Source organism: Rhodococcus sp. SJ-2, assembly GCF_053750035.1.
On record NZ_CM132340.1, the window covers coordinates 1,269,352 to 1,293,165 of the forward strand.

General features: G+C 65.5%; 17 protein-coding genes. 9 read left to right on the top strand and 8 right to left on the bottom strand.

Features of this window, described 5'->3' with window-relative positions:
• The first annotated feature begins 92 nt into the window (after positions 1-92).
• From ACSYG9_RS05770 to aroD, 3 genes are read left to right on the top strand one after another with little or no spacing between them, the layout of a single operon-like run.
• Positions 93-707 (top strand): TetR family transcriptional regulator, encoded by a 615-nt coding sequence (locus ACSYG9_RS05770; protein ID WP_440126235.1) that lies wholly within the window; start codon positions 93-95, stop codon positions 705-707.
• Entirely contained in the window at positions 704-2,356 is a 1,653-nt protein-coding gene (locus ACSYG9_RS05775) for an MDR family MFS transporter (protein WP_454841551.1), read from the top strand. The genes ACSYG9_RS05770 and ACSYG9_RS05775 overlap by 4 nt, the downstream gene beginning before the upstream one ends.
• A 59-nt stretch (positions 2,357-2,415) precedes the next feature.
• Positions 2,416-3,189 (top strand): type I 3-dehydroquinate dehydratase, encoded by a 774-nt coding sequence (aroD, locus tag ACSYG9_RS05780; RefSeq protein WP_454841553.1) that lies wholly within the window; start codon positions 2,416-2,418, stop codon positions 3,187-3,189.
• 18 nt (positions 3,190-3,207) lie between these two features.
• Here the strand turns inward: aroD and ACSYG9_RS05785 are convergent, their stop codons facing one another.
• Positions 3,208-4,116, bottom strand: coding sequence for an alpha/beta fold hydrolase (locus ACSYG9_RS05785; protein WP_240958968.1), 909 nt, complete (start codon positions 4,114-4,116; stop codon positions 3,208-3,210).
• A 161-nt stretch (positions 4,117-4,277) separates the two neighbouring features.
• On the opposite strand from ACSYG9_RS05785, the gene ACSYG9_RS05790 reads away from it, so the two are divergent.
• Positions 4,278-5,624 carry a cytochrome P450 gene (locus tag ACSYG9_RS05790; protein WP_440126238.1) on the top strand — a complete coding sequence of 449 codons (1,347 nt, stop codon included), beginning with the start codon at positions 4,278-4,280 and terminating at the stop codon, positions 5,622-5,624.
• Between the two features lie 21 nt (positions 5,625-5,645).
• Positions 5,646-7,754: a thiamine pyrophosphate-dependent enzyme gene (locus ACSYG9_RS05795; RefSeq protein ID WP_454841554.1), complete on the top strand. Its 2,109-nt coding sequence runs from the start codon at positions 5,646-5,648 to the stop codon at positions 7,752-7,754.
• A 66-nt stretch (positions 7,755-7,820) separates the two neighbouring features.
• Here ACSYG9_RS05795 and ACSYG9_RS05800 read toward each other — a convergent pair whose 3' ends face one another.
• The 3 genes from ACSYG9_RS05800 to ACSYG9_RS05810 all read right to left on the bottom strand — a co-directional run bounded on the left by ACSYG9_RS05800 (position 7,821) and on the right by ACSYG9_RS05810 (position 11,969).
• Positions 7,821-10,058: an NADP-dependent isocitrate dehydrogenase gene (locus ACSYG9_RS05800; RefSeq protein WP_440126240.1), complete on the bottom strand. Its 2,238-nt coding sequence runs from the start codon at positions 10,056-10,058 to the stop codon at positions 7,821-7,823.
• A gap of 159 nt (positions 10,059-10,217) precedes the next feature.
• The gene (locus ACSYG9_RS05805) at positions 10,218-10,943 is read right to left on the bottom strand and encodes an HNH endonuclease family protein (RefSeq protein WP_440126241.1); all 726 of its coding nucleotides are present in this window, start codon (positions 10,941-10,943) and stop codon (positions 10,218-10,220) included.
• 3 nt (positions 10,944-10,946) lie between these two features.
• The gene (locus tag ACSYG9_RS05810; RefSeq protein WP_440126242.1) at positions 10,947-11,969 is read right to left on the bottom strand and encodes a beta-ketoacyl-ACP synthase III; all 1,023 of its coding nucleotides are present in this window, start codon (positions 11,967-11,969) and stop codon (positions 10,947-10,949) included.
• Between the two features lie 152 nt (positions 11,970-12,121).
• Here ACSYG9_RS05810 and ACSYG9_RS05815 point away from each other — a divergent pair, with 152 nt between their 5' ends.
• Together ACSYG9_RS05815 and ACSYG9_RS05820 are read left to right on the top strand one after the other, a co-directional pair.
• Positions 12,122-12,730: a class I SAM-dependent methyltransferase gene (locus ACSYG9_RS05815; RefSeq protein WP_454841556.1), complete on the top strand. Its 609-nt coding sequence runs from the start codon at positions 12,122-12,124 to the stop codon at positions 12,728-12,730.
• A gap of 96 nt (positions 12,731-12,826) precedes the next feature.
• The gene (locus ACSYG9_RS05820) at positions 12,827-14,662 is read left to right on the top strand and encodes an acyl-CoA dehydrogenase C-terminal domain-containing protein (protein WP_440126244.1); all 1,836 of its coding nucleotides are present in this window, start codon (positions 12,827-12,829) and stop codon (positions 14,660-14,662) included.
• 84 nt (positions 14,663-14,746) lie between these two features.
• Here ACSYG9_RS05820 and ACSYG9_RS05825 read toward each other — a convergent pair whose 3' ends face one another.
• The 4 genes from ACSYG9_RS05825 to ACSYG9_RS05840 form a co-directional block, all read right to left on the bottom strand.
• Positions 14,747-15,862: an NDMA-dependent alcohol dehydrogenase gene (locus ACSYG9_RS05825; protein ID WP_440126245.1), complete on the bottom strand. Its 1,116-nt coding sequence runs from the start codon at positions 15,860-15,862 to the stop codon at positions 14,747-14,749.
• Positions 15,859-17,292, bottom strand: a complete 1,434-nt coding sequence (locus ACSYG9_RS05830) for an aldehyde dehydrogenase family protein (RefSeq protein ID WP_440126246.1) — start codon at positions 17,290-17,292, stop codon at positions 15,859-15,861. Before ACSYG9_RS05830 ends, ACSYG9_RS05825 begins: the two co-directional genes overlap by 4 nt.
• Before the next feature lie 77 nt (positions 17,293-17,369).
• A complete protein-coding gene (locus ACSYG9_RS05835) occupies positions 17,370-19,877 on the bottom strand; it encodes a VanW family protein (protein ID WP_454841558.1) in 2,508 nt (835 codons plus the stop codon).
• Positions 19,878-20,109: 232 nt separating this feature from the next.
• Positions 20,110-21,465 (bottom strand): acetyl-CoA C-acetyltransferase, encoded by a 1,356-nt coding sequence (locus ACSYG9_RS05840; protein ID WP_440126248.1) that lies wholly within the window; start codon positions 21,463-21,465, stop codon positions 20,110-20,112.
• Between the two features lie 94 nt (positions 21,466-21,559).
• Between ACSYG9_RS05840 and ACSYG9_RS05845 the strand changes: the two genes are divergently transcribed.
• Together ACSYG9_RS05845 and ACSYG9_RS05850 are read left to right on the top strand one after the other, a co-directional pair.
• Positions 21,560-22,906, top strand: a complete 1,347-nt coding sequence (locus ACSYG9_RS05845) for a 3-oxoacyl-ACP reductase (protein ID WP_454841559.1) — start codon at positions 21,560-21,562, stop codon at positions 22,904-22,906.
• Positions 22,906-23,769 carry a MaoC/PaaZ C-terminal domain-containing protein gene (locus ACSYG9_RS05850; RefSeq protein WP_454841560.1) on the top strand — a complete coding sequence of 288 codons (864 nt, stop codon included), beginning with the start codon at positions 22,906-22,908 and terminating at the stop codon, positions 23,767-23,769. The genes ACSYG9_RS05845 and ACSYG9_RS05850 overlap by 1 nt, the downstream gene beginning before the upstream one ends.
• Positions 23,770-23,814 lie beyond the last annotated feature (45 nt).

The window sequence follows — 23,814 nt, forward strand, 5'->3', positions numbered from 1 at the left end:
CACACATTTTTTGCACTCCAAAGCAAACGAGTGCAAGATTGCACCTTGTGAGCGAAGGTGCAATATCTGCGTGTGGCCGGCGGAGCCGGCGTATGCAACGCACGTACGATGCCCTCGTTTCACAGGCGCGCGCACTCACGGCCGAACGAGGCCTGTCGGGGTTCACCGTCGAGGAACTCTGCGACCACGTCGGTATTTCGCGGCGCACCTTCTTCAACTATTTCCCCACCAAGGAAGACGCCGTCTTCGGCGAACACGAAGTCGGATTCCCCGAAGAGGAGCAGGACCGCTTCGTCGCGCGCGGGACAGGCGCTCACACCGGATTGTCCCCGACCCTGCTCAGTGACATCACCCGGCTCGTGCTCACCCGCGCCCGCCACAACGACTTCACCCGGCAAAGACACCAGCTGTTCCGGGACATCGTCCGCACCGAGCCGCAGTTGCTGGCCAAGCTCCTGGCCGTCGGCGAAACGCAGCAGCGCGAGTTCGCACTTCTCGTGGCCCGGAGAGAAGGCCTCCCGCCCGACGATCCGCTCCCCCGCGCGATCGTGGGCGTCACCCTCTCACTCACCTTCAATACCGTCGACGAATTCTTCAGCGACGACAACACCAGCTCTTTCGAAGAACTGCTGATACGCAACATCTCCATTGCCGCACAGCTCTTCGGACAACCGCTCGACCTCGCCGATTCGACAGGAACCCCGTGACCACCACCACCGACGAACCCTTGGTTCTGACCCAGAGACGCATCTGGATCATCTTCAGTGCGCTGATCGCCGGGATGCTCCTGGCCAGCCTCGACCAGACCATCGTCTCCACCGCGATGCCGACGATCGTCGGTCAGCTCGGCGGAGTCGAACACCAGGCGTGGATCACCACCGCATATCTGCTCGCCACCACGATCGTCATGCCCGTATACGGCAAGCTCGGCGACGTCTTCGGTCGCCGCCACCTGTTCCTCATTGCGATCGCGGTATTCACACTCGCGTCGGTGGGCTGCGCGTTCACCGACGACTTCTGGACCTTCGTGGTGTTCCGCGCGATGCAGGGGCTCGGTGGCGGCGGTCTGATGATCCTGTCGCAGGCGATCATCGCCGACATCGTTCCCGCGAGCGAACGCGGCAAGTACATGGGCCCTCTAGGCGCGATCTTCGGTCTCGCCGCTGTCGGAGGACCACTGCTCGGCGGGTTCTTCGTCGACCACCTGTCGTGGGAGTGGTGCTTCTACATCAACATCCCGATCGGCATCATCGCGTTCCTCATCTCGTGGTTCATGCTCACTCTGCCTGTCAAGAAGCCCACCAAGAAAATCGACATTCCCGGTATCGTGGCGCTCTCCGTCGCGACGACCTGCTTGATCTTCTTCACCGACTTCGGCGGCAGCGCGGATCGCGGCTGGACCGATCCGATGACGTGGATGTTCGGTGCCGGGCTCGTTATCGCCGTGTGCCTGTTCGTGCTCATCGAGTCGCGCGCAGAAGACCCGATCATCCCGCTGTCGCTGTTCCGCAACTCGATCTTCGTCAACGCCACCGCGATCGGATTCGTCATCGGCCTCGGCATGTTCGCGGCGCTCGCATTCATGCCGACGTTCCTGCAGATGTCGTCCGGTACTTCTGCGGCGGTGTCGGGCCTGCTGTTGCTTCCGATGATGGGAGGCATGATGCTGACGACCATCGCGTCGGGTCTCGCGATCACGAAGACTCAGCGATACAAGATCTATCCGATCGTCGGCACCGCGGTCATGGTGGGCGGGATGCTGTGGCTGACGACCCTGCAGGGCAACACCCCGCTGTGGGTCGTGTGCGCGATGCTCTTCGTCTTCGGCGTCGGTCTGGGCCTGGTCATGCAGGTCGTCGTGCTCGTCGTGCAGAACGCCGTGCCCGTCGACGAGATCGGCACCGCCACCAGCACCAACAACTACTTCCGCGAGGTGGGCGGCGCGCTGGGCGTCGCGATCTTCGGCACGATCTTCACCAACAAGCTCGCGGAGAACCTGACCACAGTGTTCACCGAGGCCGGCGCCGACCCCGAGCAGGCAGGTCAGGCCACCGCAACGCTCGACCCCGCGATCATGAAACAGCTTCCCGAGCCGATCAGGGACGGCATCGTCAGCGCCTACGCCGACTCGCTGGCACCCGTGTTCTGGTACCTCGTGCCGTTCCTGGTCATCGCGTTCCTGCTCGCGTGGCTCATCAAGGAGATCCCGCTGTCCGACGAAGCGGGCATGATCGCGCGCGGTGAGGCCGTGGCCGACCCGAACAAGGTCCATGCCTCCGATGCTGCGGCGGAAACCGTGCACACCGAGGTTGCGCGGACCGCCCACGACACGGATGTGCAGGAGCGCAGACCCTGACGTCCCGGTTGCCTGCGGCCGAACTAGGCTTCCGTCACAGGCAACCAGCGCAGGAGTCGATGATGGGTGAAGCGATCACACCGGTCCGTGTCAAAGGTGTGACGATCGGCGAAGGCACCCCCAAGGTGTTCGTGCCGATCACCGGATCCGCCCCCGATGCGCTCCGCGGCCAGGTCGAGGCCCTCACCGGCCGCACCGACCTCGTCGAGTGGCGTGTCGACTTCTTCACCGCTTTCGAAGACCCGGATGCCGTCGTCACGCAGGCACGTGCCCTCGCCGAACAACTCGACGGCGTGCCGCTTCTGGCGACGTTCCGCACCGCACACGAAGGTGGTGAGGCCGCGATCAGCGACGACGATTACTCGGCACTGAACGTCGCGCTCGCGGCGTCGGGGGCGGTCGATCTCGTCGACGTCGAGTATCGCCGCGACCCTGCCGCCGTGCGACGGGTCATCGAGGCCTCCCACGCGCACGGTGTCGCGGTGGTCGCGTCGAACCACGACTTCGACGGCACCCCCGGGCGCGACGACATCGTCGCGCGGCTGTGTGCCATGCAGGATCTGGGCGCCGACATCTGCAAGATGGCGGTGATGCCGAAATCCACCGCGGACGTTCTGACGCTGCTCGATGCCACCCGCCTCATGCACGAGGAGCATGCGACCCGCCCGATCATCACCATGTCGATGGGTGGGCTCGGCGTGATCTCACGGCTGGCGGGCCAGGTGTTCGGGTCTGCCGCGACGTTCGGGATGGTGGGCACCCCATCGGCGCCCGGACAGGTCGATGCCACCGAACTGAGGACGGTGCTCGCTCTGCTCGACCGATCGCGGTAGGCCGGGCGACGCAGCGGATCAGTGCTCGGCGGCATCCCACAGTTTCAGCACGGTCGTGAGGATCTCCTCCGACGCACCGAGCCCACCGAGATGACTCTCGCCGGGCAGATGATGGAACTCGGCATCGGGCAGCAGATCCACCATGTGCAGACCGTGCTCGAAGGGGATTATGTGGTCGGTGTCGCCGTGCCACCACCGCACCGGAGCCTTCACGTCGGGCACCCGGAAGCCCCAGTCACGGGTGAACGCGACGATGTCGGCGAAGGGTGCCGCCATCTGCTTCCGACTGCCGTTGAGCAGGTCGTCGAGGAACATCGCCTTGAACTCGGGGCGTGCCAGTAACCGTCGATCGGCTTCCGGCGACAGCCGCCCGTACAGGTCGATGATCGGCGACGCGAACGGCCTGACGACGCGGATCGCGGCGCTCGTCGCCGCGCCGATGGGCACCCCGCCCCTCGCAAGCAGCGGCGCGAGGAGGGAGCCGAGTTGCATCAGACCACCCGACATCGCGTCTGGACCGACGACCGGCGCGACCCCGCCGAGCACCGCGACCCCGACGACACGTTCGGGCATCGCGTAGGCCGACGCGAGTGTGTAGGGGCCGCCGCCGGAGAGACCGACAATGCCCATGCGGTCGACACCGAGGGTGTCGGCGACGATCCGGAGGTCGTCGGCGAACGAGAGCACGCGGTCGTAGGTGTGGGGTGTCGACGAGCCGATTCCGGGACGATCCAACCCGATCAGCCGCACGTTCTCCCGTTCGGCGTATGCCCTGGCCTCGATCGGGATCTGCCTGCGTGCACCCGGGGTGCCGTGTAGCCAGAACACCGCGCGGCCCTGCGGGGACCCGAATTCGGCGAATCCGAGCCTGCGCCCTCCCCCAACCGCGACTGTGCCTTCCAGCTTCGGACGTGCGACGTCGACCATGCCGGTCAGCATGTCATGTGCCCTGCATCACGGATGCGACCGGGGCGCGCCTGTCGATCGTGCTGCATCTCCGATGGCAAGCAAATGCCCTCAGATAGATGTGATTCGAGTTACAGTTATCTGACAACACGCTATGTCAGATGCGAACCGTGGAGTCGACCGTGACGAAGACGCTTGCCCCCGCACCTCCCGGGCTCACGCCCGTCCCCGGCGACAAAGGACTGCCCTACATCGGGTACGCCCTCGACTACATGCGCAACCCGCTCGAGGCGTACGACAAGCGCTACCGCGAGCATGGGCCCGTGTCGTGGTTCCACTTCGCAGGCAACCCGTGGGTCGTACTCCTCGGACCCGACGCGTGCGGCGCCGCTCTCCAGAACCGCGACCGCGCGCTCGTCAACGGTGCCGGATGGCGCGTGCTCATCGGCCCGTTCTTCGACCGGGGGCTGATGCTGCTCGACGGCGACGAACACACCGCGCACCGGCGAATCATGTCGCAGGCCTTCACTCGCGACCGCATCGCCAGGTACACCGAGGCGATGCACCCGGCGATCGAGAAGACCCTCGACAACTGGACGCCCCGAGAAGACTTCCGCGCCTACCCCGCCATCAAGGAACTCACCCTCGGCCTCGCCACGTCGATCTTCATGGGCGGCGCCGAAGGCTCGTCGGCCCGCGAGATGGACGAGGTCAACAAGGCATTCATCGGGTGCGTCCAGGCATCGACGGCCATCGTGCGTTATCCGCTGCCCGGCAGCAGGTGGCGGCGCGGGGTCCAGGGCCGCGCGCGACTCGAAGAATTCTTCCGACGCTACCTGCCCGCGCGGCGCACATATGAGGGCGACGATCTGTTCTCGGTGCTGTGCCATGTCGAATCCGAAGACGGAGAACGGTTCTCGGACGACGATGTCGTGAACCACATGATCTTCCTGATGATGGCGGCGCACGACACCTCGACGATCACATTGTCGACCGCGCTGCAATATCTCGGGCAGTTCCCGCACTGGCAGCAGGCGTGCCGCAACGAGTCGGAAGCCCTCGGCACGTCGGCACCGACGTTCGAGCAACTCGACCAGCTCACCACGCTCGATCTCGTCATCAAGGAATGTCAGCGTCTCGTCACCCCCGTGCCCGGCATCGTGCGCCGCGCGGTCGCCGACACCGAGATCCTCGGGCATTTCATTCCGAAGGGCACCCTGATGAACGTCGGCCTGCACTACAGCCACCACATGCCCGACCTGTGGCCCGATCCCGAACACTTCGACCCGGGACGGTTCTCCCCGGAGCGCCGCGAGGATCGCGTACACAAGTACGCGTGGTCGCCGTTCGGTGGGGGCGCCCACCGCTGTCTCGGCATGCACTTCTCCGGAGCCGAAATCAAAACGGTGCTGCATCACCTGTTGTTGCGCTACCGATGGCATGTTCCCGCCGATTACGTCGCGCCGATGAACTTCACGTCGTTGCCCTTTCCGAACGACGGTCAGCCGATCGACCTCCGGGTGCGCTGAGGCCGGCGTACAAATTGAGGCATGACGGCAGAGCCGCTCGACGACCATTTCCTCACGGCGCTCCAGGCCCTCCCGACGAGGACTCCCGACCGCAGGGTCGACGACGCGCTGGTGCTCGACTGTTTCGACGCGCAACTGCAGTCGCGGCACCTCGACTTCGCGGCTCGCGAGATGCAGCGGCGCGGTGCGGGCTTCTACACGATAGGTTCCGCGGGGCACGAATCGAATGCCGCGCTCGGCCTGCTCACCCGACTCACCGATCCCGCTCTGCTGCACTACCGTTCGGGTGGCTTCTATGCTGCGCGCGCGTCGCGTAAAGACGGCACGACGCCGATCCGCGACGTGCTCGCGGGGTGCGCCGCATCCACTCTCGATCCGATCTCCGCGGGACGGCACAAAGTGTTCGGCAATCCCTCGCTGAGCATCCTGCCGCAGACCTCGACGATCGCATCGCATCTGCCGCGTTCCCTCGGCCTCGCACTGGCACTGGGACGCATGCAGAAACTCGGCCTCGACTGCCCCTGGCCGACGGACTCGGTGGTGGTGTGCAGTTTCGGCGACGCCTCGGCAAACCATTCGACGGCGACGGGGGCAGTCAACGCCGCCGCGTACTGCACATATCGCGGCCTGCCGGTGCCGCTGTTGCTGGTGTGTGAGGACAACGGCCTCGGAATCAGCGTGCGCAGCCCCGACGGATGGATCGAGCAGACGCTCTCGCGGTATCCGGGCGTCGAGTACCGCGCGGTCGACGGCGCCGACACGGTCTCCACACTCGTCACCGCCGGCGAACTCGTCGAGCAGGTCCGCGCGACACGCTCCCCCGCAATCCTCCACCTGAAGACAGTGCGGTTTCTCGGCCATGCCGGATCGGATGTCGAGAGCGCCTACCGTAGTCGCGACGAGATCACCGCCGACTACGCACTCGACCCGCTGCTCGCCACGGCCGCCGAACTCGTCGCACGGGATCTCCGCACCCCCGCCGAACTCGTCGCACGCTACGAATCGGTGCGCGCTGAAGTGGCCGAGGTTGCCGACACGCTGCATCATCCCCCGCGGCTCGAATCCGCAGCCCAGGTGATGCGTCCGCTGCATACTCACGCCAGGGGGCATGCCGTCGACGACCCGCATCCGCGCCCACCGGAGCCGCTTACGCTCGCGCAGGCAATCAACCGCACCCTCGGGCATATCCTCGAGGAGTTTCCGGAGGCATGCGTGTTCGGGGAGGACGTGGGCGCCAAGGGCGGCGTGTACGGGGTGACACGCGGTATGCAGGAGCACTTCGGTGCGCTCCGGGTGTTCGATACGTTGCTCGACGAACAGACCATCCTCGGCACCGCCCTCGGGTTCGCGGTGGGCGGGATGCTGCCCATCCCCGAGATCCAATATCTCGCCTATCTGCACAATGCAGAGGATCAGTTGCGCGGCGAGGGAGCGACCCTGAAGTTCTTCTCCGACAGCTGTTTCGAAAACCCGATGGTGGTGCGCATCGCCGGTCTGCCGTATCAGCGCGGATTCGGCGGCCACTTCCACAACGACAATTCCGTTGCGGCACTACGCGACATTCCGGGCGTGGTTCTCGCCGTGCCCTCCGATCCGGCAACGGCCGGTGGCCTGCTACGCGCGTGTTCGACCCTGGCCCGCACCGAAGGTCGCGTATGCGTGTTCGTCGAACCGATCGCGCTATACCATCAGCGCGATTTGTACGACGACGGCGACGGACAGTGGCAGCAGTTCCCCGACCCCGCGCCGATCGCGCCGGGCACGGTGCGCACCTACGGTGACGGCCAGGACGTCCTGGTGGTGACGTTCGGCAACGGTGTGCGGATGAGCCTGCGTGCCGCACGCCGCGCGCCGCGTATCTGTGTGAGGGTACTCGACCTGCAGTGGCTCGCGCCGCTGCCGCTGACCGCGCTCACCGAGCACGCGATGCGGTTCCCGCGAGTCCTGGTCGTCGACGAGACGCGTCGCAGTGGGTCGGTCTCGGAATCGGTGATCGCCGCGCTCGTCGACGCGTCCTACCCCGGACGGATCGCCCGCGTCACGAGCCGCGACAGTTTCGTGCCGCTGGGTCCGGCGGCGACACATGTGCTGCTGTCGGAGGACGAGATCGTCGACGCGCTTCTCGACTGAACGAAAGACACCCATCGCGGCCTGCGAAAGGTCCGCAATGGGTGTCACAGATCGTTCTGTAGGAAATCAGACCTGCAGGGACCCCAGCGCGTCGTTGAGGGTCTTGCTCGGCCGCATCACCGCGTCGGCCTTCTCACGGTCGAGCTGGTAGTAACCACCGATGTCGACAGGGGAGCCCTGTACCTCGATGAGCTCGCGGACGATGGTCTCCTCGTTCTCGGCCAAGGTCCGGGCGAGCGGGGCGAAGCGCTCCGCGAGCTCCTTGTCCTCGGTCTGCGCAGCGAGTTCCTGGGCCCAGTACAGCGCGAGGTAGTACTGGCTACCCCGGTTGTCGAGCTCGCCGGTCTTGCGGGACGGGTTCTTGTTCTCGTCCAGCAGCTTGCCGGTCGCGGCGTCCAGAGCGTCCGCCAGGATCTTGGCGTGCTCGTTGTTGTTCTTGATGCCGAGGTCTTCGAGGCTGACAGCCAACGCCAGGAACTCACCGAGCGAATCCCAACGCAGGTGATTCTCCTCGACGAGCTGCTTGACGTGCTTGGGAGCCGAACCGCCCGCGCCCGTCTCGTACATGCCGCCGCCTGCCATCAGCGGGACGACGGACAGCATCTTCGCGCTGGTGCCGAGTTCCAGGATCGGGAACAGATCGGTCAGGTAGTCGCGCAGGATATTGCCGGTCGCGGCGATGGTGTCCAGTCCGCGGATCACCCGTTCCAGCGTGTACCGCATCGAGCGCACCTGCGACATGATCTGGATGTCGAGACCCTCGGTGTCGTGATCCTTCAGGTACAGCTCGACCTTCTTGATCAGCTCGTTCTCGTGCGGACGGTACGGGTCGAGCCAGAACAGCACCGGCATGCCGGAGTTGCGTGCACGAGTGACCGCGAGCTTGACCCAGTCGCGGATCGGCGCGTCCTTGACGGTGCACATGCGCCAGATGTCGCCTGCCTCGACGTGCTGGGTGAGCAGCACCTCGCCGGTGTCGGCGTCCACGAAGTTGGCCTCGCCGTCCTCCGGGATCTCGAAGGTCTTGTCGTGCGAGCCGTACTCCTCGGCCTTCTGCGCCATGAGCCCGACGTTGGGGACGGTGCCCATGGTGGTGGGGTCGAACGCACCGTTGGTCTTGCAGAAGTTGATGATCTCCTGGTAGATGCGTGCGAAGGTGGACTCCGGCATCACTGCCTTGGCGTCCTTGGGCCGACCGTCGGCGCCGTACATCTTGCCGCCCATGCGGATCATCGCGGGCATCGAAGCATCGACGATGACGTCGCTGGGCGAATGGAAGTTCGAGATGCCGTTGGCCGAGTCGACCATCGCCAGCTCGGGACGGTGCTCGTGGCACTCGTGCAGGTCCTTGATGATCTCTTCACGCTGTGTGCTCGGCAGCGTCTCGATCTTGTCGTAGAGGTCGACGAGGCCGTTGTTGACGTTGACGCCCAGTTCGTCGAACAGCGCCTGATGCTTGGCGAAGGCGTCCTTGTAGAAGACCTTCACTGCGTGACCGAAAACGATGGGGTGCGAGACCTTCATCATCGTCGCCTTGACGTGCAGGGAGAACATCACGCCGGTCTTGCGTGCATCCTCCATCTGCGCCTCGTAGAACTCGAGCAGAGCCTTCTTGCTCATGAACATGCTGTCCATGATGTCGCCCTCGCCGAGGCTCACCTCGGGCTTGAGAACGATGGTCTCGCCGCCCTTGGTCACCAGCTCCATGCGGACCTTGCGTGCCTTGTCGAGCGTCATCGACTTCTCACCGTGGTAGAAGTCGCCGTGCTGCATGTGCGCGACGTGGCTGCGCGACGCCATCGACCACTCACCCATGCTGTGCGGGTGCTTGCGGGCGTATTCCTTCACTGCGCGGGGTGCACGCCGGTCGGAGTTACCTTCACGCAGGACCGGGTTGACGGCGCTGCCGAGGATCTTGCCGTAGCGCTCCCGGATGTCGCGCTCTTCGTCGGTCTTGGGGTCGTCCGGGAAATCCGGGATCGCGTAGCCCTTGCCCTGCAATTCCTTGATCGCTGCGAGGAGCTGCGGCACGGAGGCGCTGATGTTGGGCAGTTTGATGATGTTGGTTTCCGGCAGCTGCGTCAGACGTCCCAGCTCTGCAAGGGTGTCCGGAACGCGCTGCTCCTCGGTGAGGCGGTCGGGGAACGCGGCCAGGATCCGCGCCGACACCGAAATGTCGCTCGACTCGACCTCGATGCCCGCGGCACCGGCGAAGGTGCGCACGATGGGCAGGAAGGCGTGCGTCGCGAGTAGCGGCGCCTCGTCTGTCAACGTGTAGATGATCTTCGGTTTATCGGCGCTCATGGCGGTTCTCCCACGTCGTATCGGTCCGATTCCGAACAGCACCGGGTGTGGCCACCGGAATCGCGTCGCGTCTCAGGTTACGTGCGACACAACGATGATATTCAAGTGCTGTGCGGGTGGGTGAAGGCCGTCTGTGCTCCCGTGCACCCGGGCGCCGGATCAGCAGGAAGCGAGGACCCGGGACATCGCCTCGCGCTCGGCGGGCGTCACCCACAACTGGTAGACGGTTTTGACCTCGACCTGCTGCGCCACGTAGTCGCAGTGGTACGCGGCGTTGGGCGGAAGCCACTGCGCGGCGTCGGAGTCGCCCTTCGACTGGTTGGTGGGCCCGTCGACGGCGATCAGGTTGCGAGGATCGTTCGCCAGATTCCTGCGCTGCTGCTCGTCGAGTTGCTGCGCGCCGGTCTTCCACGCGTTGGACAGGGCGACGACGTGGTCGATCTGGACCTGCGACGACGTGGCCGTGCCACGCCGGAAGAAGATCTCGTTACCGGTGTACGGGTCGTGAAGCGTGCCCGTGCGCACGGTGCAGTCCTTGGTGGCAGGCTCGAGGGAGATGTGCACGAGGTCGCGTTTGAGGATGTCGTTGCGCGTGTCGCAGCCGTTCTTGCCGAACTCGACGGTGACGCTGTCGGTCCACGCGGAGCCGAACTCTTCCCGTTCGTAGCCGGACTGCGAGGCGGCATCACGCACCGGAAGCGCGGCGAGTGCCTGCAGCGCGGCGGAACCACTGTAGGTCGAGGATGGCCCGGGGCCACCCGGGGAGGTGACAGCTCCCGACGAGTCGGAGTCGTACGGTTCGAGAAGAACCACGGCCACGGAGACCGCGACGAAACACAGCAACCAGAGCCATCGAGGGATCGATGGCTTCTTCTCACCGGCCATGAACTACTGGGCCAGCGGCGGCATCTTGACTACCTGGCCCGCGAAGGACAGGCCGGCGCCGAAGGCGAGCAGCAGCGCAGTGGCACCCGGCTCCACCTGCCCGGTACGCAGCATCTTCTCCATGGCGAGCGGGATGGACGCCGCCGAAGTGTTGCCGGTCTCGATGATGTCGTCGGCGACCGCCACACTGTCGGGCAGTTCGAGCTGACGGACGATGACGTCGTTGATCCGCAGGTTCGCCTGGTGCGGCACGAAGGCGTCGAGATCTTCGAGTGCGATACCGGCCTTGTCGGCGACCTGACGCACGTACTTGCTCATCTCGAAGGCTGCCCAGCGGAACACCGCGGTGCCCTCCATGATGATCCACGGACGCGGTTGGGTGGGGTTCTGCGCGAAGTCGACCCAGTCGGGTTCCTGCCGGATCGCGTTGCCCTGGGAGCCGTCGGACCCCCACACTGTGGGGCCGATGCCCACTTCGTCGGATGCGCCGACGACCACGGCGCCCGCACCGTCACCGAAGATGAATCGCACGGAGCGGTCGGTGGGGTTGGTGGCGTCGCTCATCCGCTCGACGCCGACGACGAGCACGTTCGTCGCCGATCCGGCGCGGACGAGGTCGGATGCGACACCCAGCGCGTAGCAGAAGCCTGCACAGCCTGCCTGGATATCGAGCGCGGCGGCGCCGTTCGTGCCGATCTTGTCGGCGACGAGCGCAGCGGCCTGCGGAGTCTGGAAACCGTAGGTGGAGCACGCGACGATCACGGTGTCGATCTGCGCGCCGGTCAGCTTCGCGGCCTCGAGAGCTTTCCCAGCGGCGGAGACCGACATCTCGACGATCGTTTCCTCGGGGTGCGCCTTCGCGAATCGACGCTCCTTGATGCCGGAGCGCGACTGGATCCATTCGTCGCTCGAATCGATCAGCCGGCAGATCTCTTCGTTCGTGACGACACGCTCCGGGCGGTGGACACCCAGCCCGAGCAGCACACTGTTCCGCAACGGCGCTGGAGCGGCGATCTGTGCACCCATCCGGAAAACTCCTCTACATCGTCATGGCGCTGCTGTCCTAGCATCGCCGTCGGAACACGGTATCGCGGGTCGAGAAAACCGTCCGCGACACCCCTATTGGAACTCGTTCCAGTGCAGGCGGGCCGAGGTCGCGGACGACTACCTTTCCCCTCATGGATGCACATGAGTGGGATGAGAAGTATCAGGCTGCCGAACTGGTGTGGGGGGCACCGCCGAACCCCGTCGTGGTCGAGTTCGCCACCGCCCTTCCGCATGGTCGCGCACTCGACCTGGGGTGCGGCGAGGGCAGGCACTCCCTCTGGCTCGCGACGCGCGGCTGGGAAGTACTGGGTACGGATTTCTCCGAGGTGGCCCTCAACAAGGCCCGGCAGGTCGCGGCGCAGGCGCCGAAACGGTCACGTGATCGCTTGCAGTACACGCATTCGGATGTGACGCAGGGCTCATTCGAGGGCCACTATGACCTGATCCTCGCCGTATTCCTGCACTTCCCTCCGGCGGAGCGCGCAGCACTGCTCGACAATGCGATCAATTCGCTCGAACCTGACGGAATCCTCATATTTCTGGGACACGACAGGACGAATATCGACGAGGGAGTCGGCGGACCTCAGGACAGTGAAATCCTTTACACCCCAGCCGATATCGTCGACGAAATCGACGGAAGGCTGGAAATCCAGGTAGCGGAACGGAGATTCCGAGAAACAGTTTCCGGAACCGCCATCGACGCACTCGTGGTTGCCCGTAAAATCGGCCTTGGCAGTTAGTTGCCTGGCGAGTAACATAGAGATGTTACCGACGAGTAATAAACTTGGGCGGTACTAGGCAGACACCGGACCGCACTGGGGAGACAGAGCACAGACATGGGCCATTACAAGAGCAACCTCCGCGACCTCGAGTTCAACCTCTTCGAGTTCCTGAAGATTCAGAAGGTCCTCGAAGCCGGCAAGTTCGGCGACCTCGACGAAGAGACCGCACGCGGCATCCTCTCCGAGGTCAAAGCCCTCGCCGAGGGTCCGGCCGCCGAAGGCTTCGCCGACGCCGACCGCAACCCCCCGACCTTCGATCCCGACACCCACTCGGTAACCCTCCCCGAGCCGTTCAAGAAGGCCTTCCGCGCCTGGTGGGACGCCGGATACTGGTCCATGGGCATCCCCGAGGAAATCGGCGGCACCGAGTCGCCGCGCAGCCTCCTGTGGGCGGTCAACGAAATGATGCTCGGAGCGCAGCCCGCCGCCTTCATGTACGCGGCAGGCCCGGCATTCGCCGGCGTACTCTTCGACAACGGCACGGACGAGCAGAAGAAGTGGGCCACCACCTGCGTCGAGCGCGGCTGGGGCGCCACCATGGTCCTCACCGAACCCGACGCCGGCTCCGACGTCGGCGCTGGCCGCACCAAGGCCATCAAGCAGGACGACGGCTCCTGGCACATCGAGGGCGTCAAGCGGTTCATCACCTCCGCCGACTCCGACGATCTGTTCGAGAACATCTTCCATCTCGTGCTCGCACGCCCCGAAGGCGCAGGGCCGGGCACCAAGGGCCTGTCGCTGTTCTTCGTCCCGAAGACCCACTTCGACTTCGAGAAGAACGAGATGGGCGAGCGCAACGGTGTGTTCGTCACCAACGTCGAACACAAAATGGGCATCAAGGCCTCCGCGACCTGCGAGGTCACCTTCGGTGGTCACGGCGTTCCGGCCCAGGGCTGGCTCGTGGGCGAGGTCCACAACGGCATCGCGCAGATGTTCGACGTCATCGAGCACGCCCGCATGATGGTGGGCACCAAGGCCATCGCGACGCTGTCGACCGGCTACCTCAACGCACTCGACTACGCCAAAGAACGCATCCAGGGCGCCGACCTGACCCAGATGTCCGACAAGGCCGCGCCGCGCGTGTCGATCATGCACCACCCGGACGTCCGCCGGTCGCTCGCCATGCAGAAGGCCTACTCCGAAGGCCTGCGCGCCGTGTACCTCTACACCGCCGCTCATCAGGACGACGTCGTCGCCGAGCAGGTCTCGGGCGCCGACGCCGCGCTCGCACACCGCATCAACGACCTGCTCCTGCCGGTCGTCAAGGGCTGCGGCTCCGAGCGGGCCTACCAGTACCTCACCGATTCGCTCCAGACCTTCGGCGGCTCGGGCTTCCTGCAGGACTACCCGATCGAGCAGTACATCCGCGACGCGAAGATCGACTCCCTGTACGAGGGCACCACCGCAATCCAGGCGCAGGACTTCTTCTTCCGCAAGATCGCCCGCGACCGCGGCGTCGCCCTCGCTCACGTCGCAGGGCAGGTCAAGAAGTTCCTCGATTCCGACACCGCCGACCAGCGCCTCAAGCCGGAGCGCGCGCTCCTGGCCACGGCACTCGAAGATGCGCAGTCGATGGTCGCGACCCTCACCCAGTTCCTCATGGGCGCGCAGGAACAGCCCACCGAGCTGTACAAGGTCGGTCTCGGCTCCGTCCGCTTCCTCGAGTCGTTCGGCGACCTGCTCATCGGCTGGCTGCTCCTCGAGCACGCCGAGGTCGCGCTCACCGCTCTCGACGCGGGACCGGACGCGAAGGACAAGGCGTTCTACGAAGGCAAGGTCGCAGCAGCATCCTTCTTCGCAAAGAACGTGCTGCCCACCCTGACCACGTCGCGAGGCATCATCACCGACGTCGACCTCGACATCATGGAGCTCGACGAAGCCGCGTTCTGATGATCGCGTAGAACAACACGACAGGGCAGAACACGACAGTGGCTCCCGCCGAAATCGGCGGGAGCCACTGTCGTCGTAGCGCGGTCAGAACAGGACGACCCCGCGCAGGTTCCGTCCCTCGTGCATATCGGTGAAGCCCTGAGCGATGTCGTCGAACTTGTATGTGGACGTGATCAGCTCGTCGAGCTTCAATACGCCCGAGGTGTACAGGTCGATCAACCACGGGATATCGGCCGTCGGCGCAGATGCGCCGAACAACGAACCTTGCAGCCGCTTCTGATACAGCACCAATTCCATGGGGCTGATGGGGATTCCGACGTCGGCCATCGAACCCAGCCCGGTGACCACACAGGTGCCTGCCTTGCGAATCGACGAGAACGCCTCCGCGATGTGGTCCCCTGTCGTGACGCCCACCGTGACAATCGCCGCGTCGGCGCCCTGCCCGTTCGTGAACGACCGTGCGATCTCGGTTGCCTCCGCCATGTCCGAGACAGCGTGCGTGGCACCGAACTTCAGGGCACTCTCGCGCTTGAACGGCACGGGGTCCACAGCGATGATCCTGGCAGCGCCTGCGTGTGCTGCGCCCTGGACCGCGTTTATACCGATGCCGCCGATGCCCTGCACGATGATCGTCTGTCCGGGATACACCTCAGCGGAATTGACGGCAGCTCCCCAGCCCGTGCCCACGCCGCACCCGAGCAGACACAGTTTGTCGAGCGGTAGATCCTTCTCGACCTTGATCACCGAATCGACACTGACAGTGGTGTATTCACTGAAGGTGGACAGCCCGCACGTCTGCGCGACGGGCGCGCCGTCGAGACTCATGCGGAAGCTTGCCGGATCGTCCGGCCGGGTTCCGGTCATGATCGCGGCACCGCGATCGCACAGATTCTGCAAGCCCTTCGCACACCACCGGCACCGCCCGCACGCGGCAAGGAAGGAGAACACCACATGGTCGCCCTCACTCCAGCCGTACGTCTCGGGCCCGACCTGCACGACGATGCCCGCACCCTCGTGCCCACCACAGATGGGGTAGCTACCCACAGCATGATCGCCGGAGGAGATGTGGTCGTCGGAATGACATAACCCGGCCGCGACCATCTGGACCATCAGTTCACCGCGCCGCGGCTCGTCCAGATCGAGTTCGGCGATCTCGTAGGTACCGGGCGCTTGCCGGATGATCGCTCCGCGAGTTCTCATTCCGCCGTCACCTGCGCAGACATTGCCGCACGGTACCCGTCGGCGTGCGGGGGAAGCATTCCCCACTCACGACGAGGATCCTGCTCCGATGCCACGAACACGGCTCGGGCATGGCTGAACTCGAGGAAACCTTCGCGGCCGTTGTAATGACCCATACCGGATGCCCCGACACCACCGAACGGCGCATCGAGCAGCCCCGGATGCATCATCAACTCGTTGATCGTGACCCCGCCGGACGTGGTGGATTCGACGACGGCGCACTGTTCCCGCTCGTCCTGCCCGAAGTAGTACAAGGCCAAAGGTTTCGGCCCGGCATTGATCTGCCCGAGCACCTGCTCGACGTCGCTGTAGGTCCGGAGCACCATAGCGGGACCGAAGATCTCCTCCTGCGAGATCGCTGCCGACAGCGGTGGATCGATTACCACTCGCAGTGGACGGCGACGATCGGCGGTACCGATCGGTTCATCGGGAACCGTCTCGATACGCGCACCCAGCTCCGTTGCCTCGCGGACATACTCGTCGATGCGCGCGACATGCCGATCGTCGACGACAGCCGTCACGTCCGGATTACCCGTAGCCGTGGGCAGCAGCTCGCCGTACGACGCACGAATCGCGTCGACGAATGCTTCGAGAGACTCGACCGGTACGTACACAGTGTCAGCGCTGACACAGATCTGGCCGCCGTTGGTGGCCTTACCGACCGCGATGCGAAACGCCGCTGTCGCGAGATCGGCGGAGCGACCGACGATCACCGGTGACTTACCGCCGAGTTCCAGGGTGACCGGTACCAGGTTGCGTGCGGCGTTCTCGAGCACCGAACGGCCTGCGGCCTGGCCACCCGTGAACACGATGTGGTCGAACGGCAGAGCCGTGAGCGCCTGCGCGGTCTCCACACCACCGGTGATGACGGCGATGTCGGCGGGATCGAGGAACTCCTCGGCTGCGTCGGCCAGTACCTGCGCGGTGCGCGGTGCGATTTCGGAGGGCTTCAGCACCGCCCGGTTCCCCGCCGCGAGCACTCCGGCGAGGGGGCTCATGAGCGTGTACACCGGGGCGTTCCAGGTCCCGATGATCAACACGGAGCCCTTGGGCTGGTACTGCACCGACGCGGTTGCACCGAGCTGATCGTAGGGGGCGAACATTTCGCGCGGCTCGGGCTGCATCCACTGTTCGAGGTGGTCGCGCGCGTACTTCAGGGCCGTCAGCGATCCGAGTACGTCGTTGACGGTCGAGTAACCCGGGTGACGGCCGCCGAAGTCTTCATCGATCGCGTCGACGATCTCGTCGCGTCGAGCTACGAGCATGTCGATCACTCGCTGGATCCGCGCGCGACGCTCGTCGGCAGAGCTCAACCGTTGCGCCCGGTTCTTCTGTTGCTGATTCCCGAGCAACTCGCTCATGTCGGAATCTGCTCTGATCACATTGGTCATTGCGGGGATGCTATGAGCGCCGTCACAGCGCCCACAGCGAGTTCCCGCTCAGCGAGATCCCCTCTCGACGAGCCCTTCTACTGGTCGTCGACGCCCGGGAAACCCGAGAAGTCCGGCACGAAATCACCCGCAGACGGACGCGCCGCTGCGGGCTCACCTGCCTGTGGTGTGTCGGTCTGTGGTGTGTCGGTCTGTGGTGTGTCGGTCTGTGGTGTGTCGGACTCGGGTTCGGCCGGCGCAGGAGCCGGTGCGTCGCCGTCCCCCGGCGGGGATGCAGGCGTCGACGGACCGTCGCCACCGGACGGCTCGTCGCCAGGTTCCGGCTCTGGGCTCACACACTTGACGATGGGCACCGGGTCGTAGCGAACGGTGCGCGTCTTGTTCGAGATCTGGGCGCCGGTGTTCACGTCGGTGACGATGCGCGTGTCCGTCACGGTGAATCCCTGCGCACCACTGGAGGGGATGCAGGACGCACCCGCGGGCAGCGTGATCGTATTCGGCGACGTGTAATTGGTGCGATCGCCGGTGATGGACTGCACGTCGACCGTCTTCGTGCCCCATAGGCGCACCGTGATGTCGGAGTCGGTCCAGATCGTCTGGATCAGCACTCCGGTCGTCTCCGACGGGTTGCGGAACGCCAGATCGATTGCGCCCTCGTAGACCGTTGCTTCACGCGCAGCCGGATACCGAGAGATGTAGTAGCTGTGCTCGGTGTGGTCGACGTCCTCCATACCCGCGAAGTACGACGCGTTGTACAGGGTCGTCGCGAGCTGGCTGATACCGCCGCCGACGGCTTTACCCGGCCGGCCCGCCTCGATGATGCCGGATTCGACATAGCCTTCCGCTGCACCGCGCGGGCCCGTGTACCCGTTGAGCGAGAAGGTCTCTCCCGGCTTCACGAGCGCACCGTTGATCTCCGAGGCCGCGATCCGGATGTTCACACCGGACGCGTATTCGAACCCACCGGAGCTGAACTCACCGATCACCTCGTTGATCCCGAGCTTCTCGGCGGCTTCCGTGGTGAGCTCCGGATCGGCCGACTTGTACAGGGCTTCGACGGATCGTCCGTTTTCCGTTGCGAGCAGCTGCGGCAGCGATTCGAGGGTCTTCTCCCAATCGACGAGATTGCCTTTCGTTCCCGGAACGACTGCGGGACGACCTCCGTCGAGCACGATCTGGGCGTCCTTCGGTTCCGTCTCCGTGTCGGCGAGCTGCGGCGCGAGGATCCCGATGGCAGCCTCGGGGTGGTACTGCGGATCGAGTCCGCCTTCGCCGTCGGGTGCGAACGAGAGCACTGCGCCGATGTCCTGACGTGGCAACGTCGCGACCGCGCCGTCGAGACCGGTGACCACGAGGTCCGATGCGACCGCGGGCACCGCGATCTCGGCGAGTGCACGATCGAGGCCCTCACGGGTGACGGTGACTTCCACACTCTCGACCGGCAACGACACATCACCGAAGGGCCACCGCTCGGCGAACACGTCCGACGCTGCTTCCGCGTCGAGACGTTGGCCGGGCTGCGGGGTCACGGGGACGGGGGTGCCGTCCTCGAACACGATGTTGCCTTCACGCGGCTCGTGCGCTGCGGCGGCGGTCACCAGATCGATCGACGCGGCGAGAGCAGCGTCGTCGCGAGTGGAGGCCACACCGACTTCGTCGTTACCGAAGAACGACGCCAGACGTACGAACGGATTGAGCGGCTGCTCGCCCACCCGGGCGAGCGTCGCATCCCAATCGATGCCCAGGCCCGCTTCCGACGGCACGATCTCACCGCTGGTGTCACCGGCGGTCACCGCAACAGGAGCGTCGAGCCGCGGACCCAGTTCGTCGCGAAGAGTTGCTTCGGCATCGTCGAGCGATTCGCCGCCGATCTCGACACCGGCCACAGTCACGCCACGGGGCACCTCTCCCGAACTCATAGCGACATCCACGGCGTAGAGGAGGACGAGGACCGCTGCCACACCGCCGAGGGCGAGCGCGATCGTGCGCTTCGGGAGGTTCGACCACGGCTTGTCAGGACCCGACGGGCCACTCGGGCCGTCCCCGGGAGGCGGCGCGACCGGCGGGGGTCCCGCCGGGGGCGGGGCAGCGCCGGTGGGCGATGTGGGCGGCATCGCGGCGGTCTGGGCGGGCGGCACCTTGATCTGCGACATCTGTTCGGTGGGAGCGTCCGACGGAGGCGGATTCTGCTCGGACGGCATCTTCGTCACCGGAATGACCGCAGTGGGAGCTTCAGCTGCCTCAGAAGTCTCAGCAGTCTCGAACGCTTCAGATTTCTCGGACGGTTCAGCAGCCGGTGCGGTAGGCGCAGCACGGAAAACAGGCGTCGTTGCCGCCTCGGATCCGTCGATATCGGCTTCGCCACCGGGGGCACTCGTCTCCGGGATCCGATCTTCCGGTCCGGGCTCGCTGTCCCCTGTCGAAGCCGTTCCGCTCAGGTCCTGTGTCGCAGCGCCTCCGTGCTCTGCGACAGCATCGACCGGCGCCGCAGCATCGGCCGAGGACGCCGCCTGCGATTGCGGTTCGGTCGGGCGAACGTCGTCGTGTGTAGCCTCGGGCTCGTTCGTCCCGTTGTTGCCGCTCACCGATGTCCCTTCAGACGGGGCACGCTTGTCGTAAACCGCGCGCCGGATACCGGTTCTCCAGGGTAACGCCCGGACTTGAACGGTTTACGGGCGGAATGCGCAAAAGACCCTGCTGGGCTACCAGGTCGGGGGTCAGGTAGCCCAGCAGGGTCGTATGTTCTATCGCCGTGCCGGCAGGGGTGTTACACGCATCGGAAGAAAAAAATCCGAATGTGTTCGGCGCCCCGCAACGTCACGCTTCGAGGATGGCCGTCACGCCCTGGCCACCGGCAGCGCAGATCGAGATGAGGCCGCGAACGGGCTTGCCCGTCTCCTGCTTCTTCTCGTGCAGCATCTTTGCGAGAGCAGCAACGATACGGCCGCCGGTCGCGGCGAACGGGTGGCCCGCCGCGAGTGAGGATCCGTTGACATTGAGCTTGCTGCGGTCGATCGAGCCGAGCGGAGCGTCGAGGCCGAGTCGCTGGGTGCAGTACTCCTTCGATTCGAACGCCTGCAGTGTGGCGAGGACCACCGACGCGAAGGCCTCATGGATTTCGTAGAAATCGAAGTCCTGCAAGGTGAGGCCGTTGCGCTCCAGCAGCCGCGGGATGGCGTAGGTAGGTGCCATGAGCAGTCCGTCGCCGCCGTGCACGTAGTCGACGGCGGCGGTCTCGGAGTCGACGAGGTACGCGAGGACCGGCAGATTGCGCTCGGCCGCCCATTCCTCGGTCGACAGCAGGGCCGCCGACGCACCATCGGTGAGCGGGGTCGAGTTACCCGCCGTCATCGTGGCGTCGCCGAGTTTGTTGCCGAAGACCGGCTTCAACGTCGACAGCTTCTCGACCGACGAATCAGGGCGCAGGTTGTCGTCGCGGGTGAGCCCGAGGAACGGGGTGACGAGGTCGTCGAAGAATCCGCGATCGTAGGCGGCGGCCATATTGCGGTGGCTCGCGACGGCGAGTTCGTCCTGGTCTTCGCGACGGACACCGAATTCCTTGGCGGTGATGGCAGCGTGCTCCCCCATCGACAGACCGGTGCGCGGCTCGCCGTTGCGCGGAATCTCGATGCCGAGCATCGACGGACGCACGTTGCCGAGCAGCTTGACCCGATCGGCGGTCGTGCGTGCGCGGTTGAGCGAGAGCAGGAATTCGCGCAGCGGGTTGCTCACCGCGATCGGGGCGTCCGAGGTGGTGTCGACGCCGCCACCGATGCCGGCTTCGATGCGGCCGGCCGCGATCGCGTCGCCGACCGAGACGATCGACTGCAGGCCGGTGCCGCATGCCTGCTGCAGGTCCCACGCGGGGGTGTAGGGGCTCAGGGCACTGCCGAGCACGCTTTCACGGACGAGGTTGAAGTCGCGGCTGTGCTTGAGCACCGCCCCGCCCACGACGGCGCCGAGGCGCTCGCCCTGCAGGTTGAAGCGGCTGACGAGACCGTCGAGGGTCGCGGTGAACATGTCCTGGTTGGACGCGCGTGCGTACTTGCGGTCGGAACGCGCGAACGGGATCCGGTTGCCACCGAGGACGGCGACACGACGCGGCTGCGTGGAACGCGCGATATGACGCTGCTGCGTGGATCGGGCATTGGTGGTCACTGGTATCTCCCGCATTCAGATGGACTCGAACTGTGGCTACTATTCTTACTCAGGAGTAAGTTAGTTGTCGACTACAGCATCGACGACCGAATTCGAAGAAGGTGGAAACGTGGCTGACGCCAAGGGCGCCCCCAAGCTCTATTCCCAGCTCATCTCGTCCGCACCCGGCTCTTTCCTCGCGAAGCAGTTCGGTCTGCCACAGCCCGAGAAGCTTCGCCGCTACCAGCCCGGTGAGCCCGCATTGCCGGGGCCCGTCCTCGTCGGCGGCAATGGCCGCCTGGTGGAACCGATCCGCACGCTGCTGCACGACTACCCGCTCGCCGACCCTGCCGACACCGAGTTCGGTGCTCTCGTGTTCGACGCTACCGGCATCAGCGACGCCGCGGGTCTCGAACAACTCTTCACGTTCTTCCAGCCGGCCATCCGTGGCCTCGCCCCCAGTGGGCGTGTCGTCGTTCTCGGTACCACACCCGAGGAAGCGGCGTCCGTCGACGAGCAGATCGCGCAGCGCGCCCTCGAAGGCTTCACCCGCAGCCTCGGCAAGGAACTCCGTCGCGGCGCCACCATCCAACTCGTCTACGTCTCACCGAAGGCCTCGACCGGCCTGTCCGGTGTCGAGTCGACGCTCCGTTTCCTGCTTTCCGCCAAGTCCGCGTTCGTCGACGGCCAGGTCGTCCGGGTCGGTGACGGCGACGCCACTGCTCCCGCGTCGTGGGACAAGCCGCTCGCAGGCAAGGTCGCAGTCGTCACCGGCGCCGCGCGTGGCATCGGCGCGACGATCGCCGAAGTCCTCGCCCGCGACGGCGCAACAGTCATCGCCGCGGATGTGCCGGCTGCCGGTGAGGCGCTGTCGCAGACCGCGAACCGCGTGGGTGGCACGTCCTTCCCGCTCGACGTCACCGCGCCCGACGCGGGTGACAAGCTCGCCGCGCACCTGCTCGAACGACACGGCGGCGCCGACATCATCGTGCACAACGCAGGCATCACCCGCGACAAGCTGCTCGCCAACATGGACGACAGCAGGTGGAGCTCCGTAATGGCCGTGAACCTCATTGCCCCGCAGAAGATCACCGAGGTCCTCGTCGAGAAGGGCGCACTCGCGGAGGGCGGCCGGGTGATCGACGTGTCGTCGATCGCAGGCATCGCGGGCAACCGCGGCCAGACCAACTACGGCGCATCGAAGGCAGGCGTCATCGGCCTCGTACAGGCCACCGCGCCCGTGCTCGCGAAGAAGAACATCACCATCAACGCTGTTGCGCCGGGATTCATCGAGACCGCGATGACCGCCGCAATTCCGCTCGCGACCCGCGAAGGAGGCCGCTTGATGAGTTCGCTGAGCCAGGGCGGCGAGACCGTCGACGTCGCGGAGACCGTGGCATGGTTCGCGAATCCCGCGTCGAGCGCCGTCACCGGGCAGGTCGTGCGCGTCTGCGGCCAGTCCATGCTGGGGGCTTGATGAGCGAGATCGAACTGACGGGGAGCCCGTCGATCCTCGACGTCTACGGACGCGCCGTGCTTTCGGCGCTGCCGGTCGTGGGAGCCTCCGGCGATAGGTTGCCCGACGACACGCTCGTCCTCCGCGGGCTGCGGGTCGATCCCGACAACCTCGCCGAGTACGCGAAAGTGTGCGGACTGCGCTTCGGCGACACTCTGCCGCTGACCTACCCGTTCATTCTCACGTTCCCGCTCGTGATGAAACTGATGGTGTCGAAGGGATTTCCGTTCGCCGCGATCGGCTCGGTCCACGCCGAGAACGTGATCGAGCAGATGAGGCCGATCTCGGCAACCGAGCCTCTCGATCTGCGTGTGCGCGCCGAGAACATGCGTGAACATCGCAAGGGCCTGCTCGTCGATCTCGTCACTGACGTCAATGTGGGACGCGAGACGGTGTGGCGTCAGACCTCGACGTTCTTGCACCAGCAGCGCACGTCACTCTCGGGTGAGCCGAAGCCGGAACCGAAGACCGAGGAGATCCCCGCAGTTCCCACCTCCACGCTGCGCGTCGACCAGAAGACGATCGACAAGTACGCGTCGGTATCGGGTGATCGCAATCCGATCCACGTATCGTCGCTGGGCGCCAAGGCCTTCGGGTTCCCGAAGTCCATTGCGCACGGCATGTGGACGGCTGCAGCCACACTGTCGGCGGTGGAGGGCCGGATCCCCGGGAAGGTCACCTACTCGGTGCGGTTCGGTAAGCCGGTGCTCTTGCCGTCGTCGCTGAGTGTCTATGCGCAGCATGACGGAGATAGCGGCGGTTGGGATCTGGCGGTACGGCACCCGAAGAAGCAGTACCCGCACCTCACCGCGACCCTGCGCTGAGTTTCGGTGTGCTCCAGACCCTGTGTGCCGGGGCGCGATGGGGGC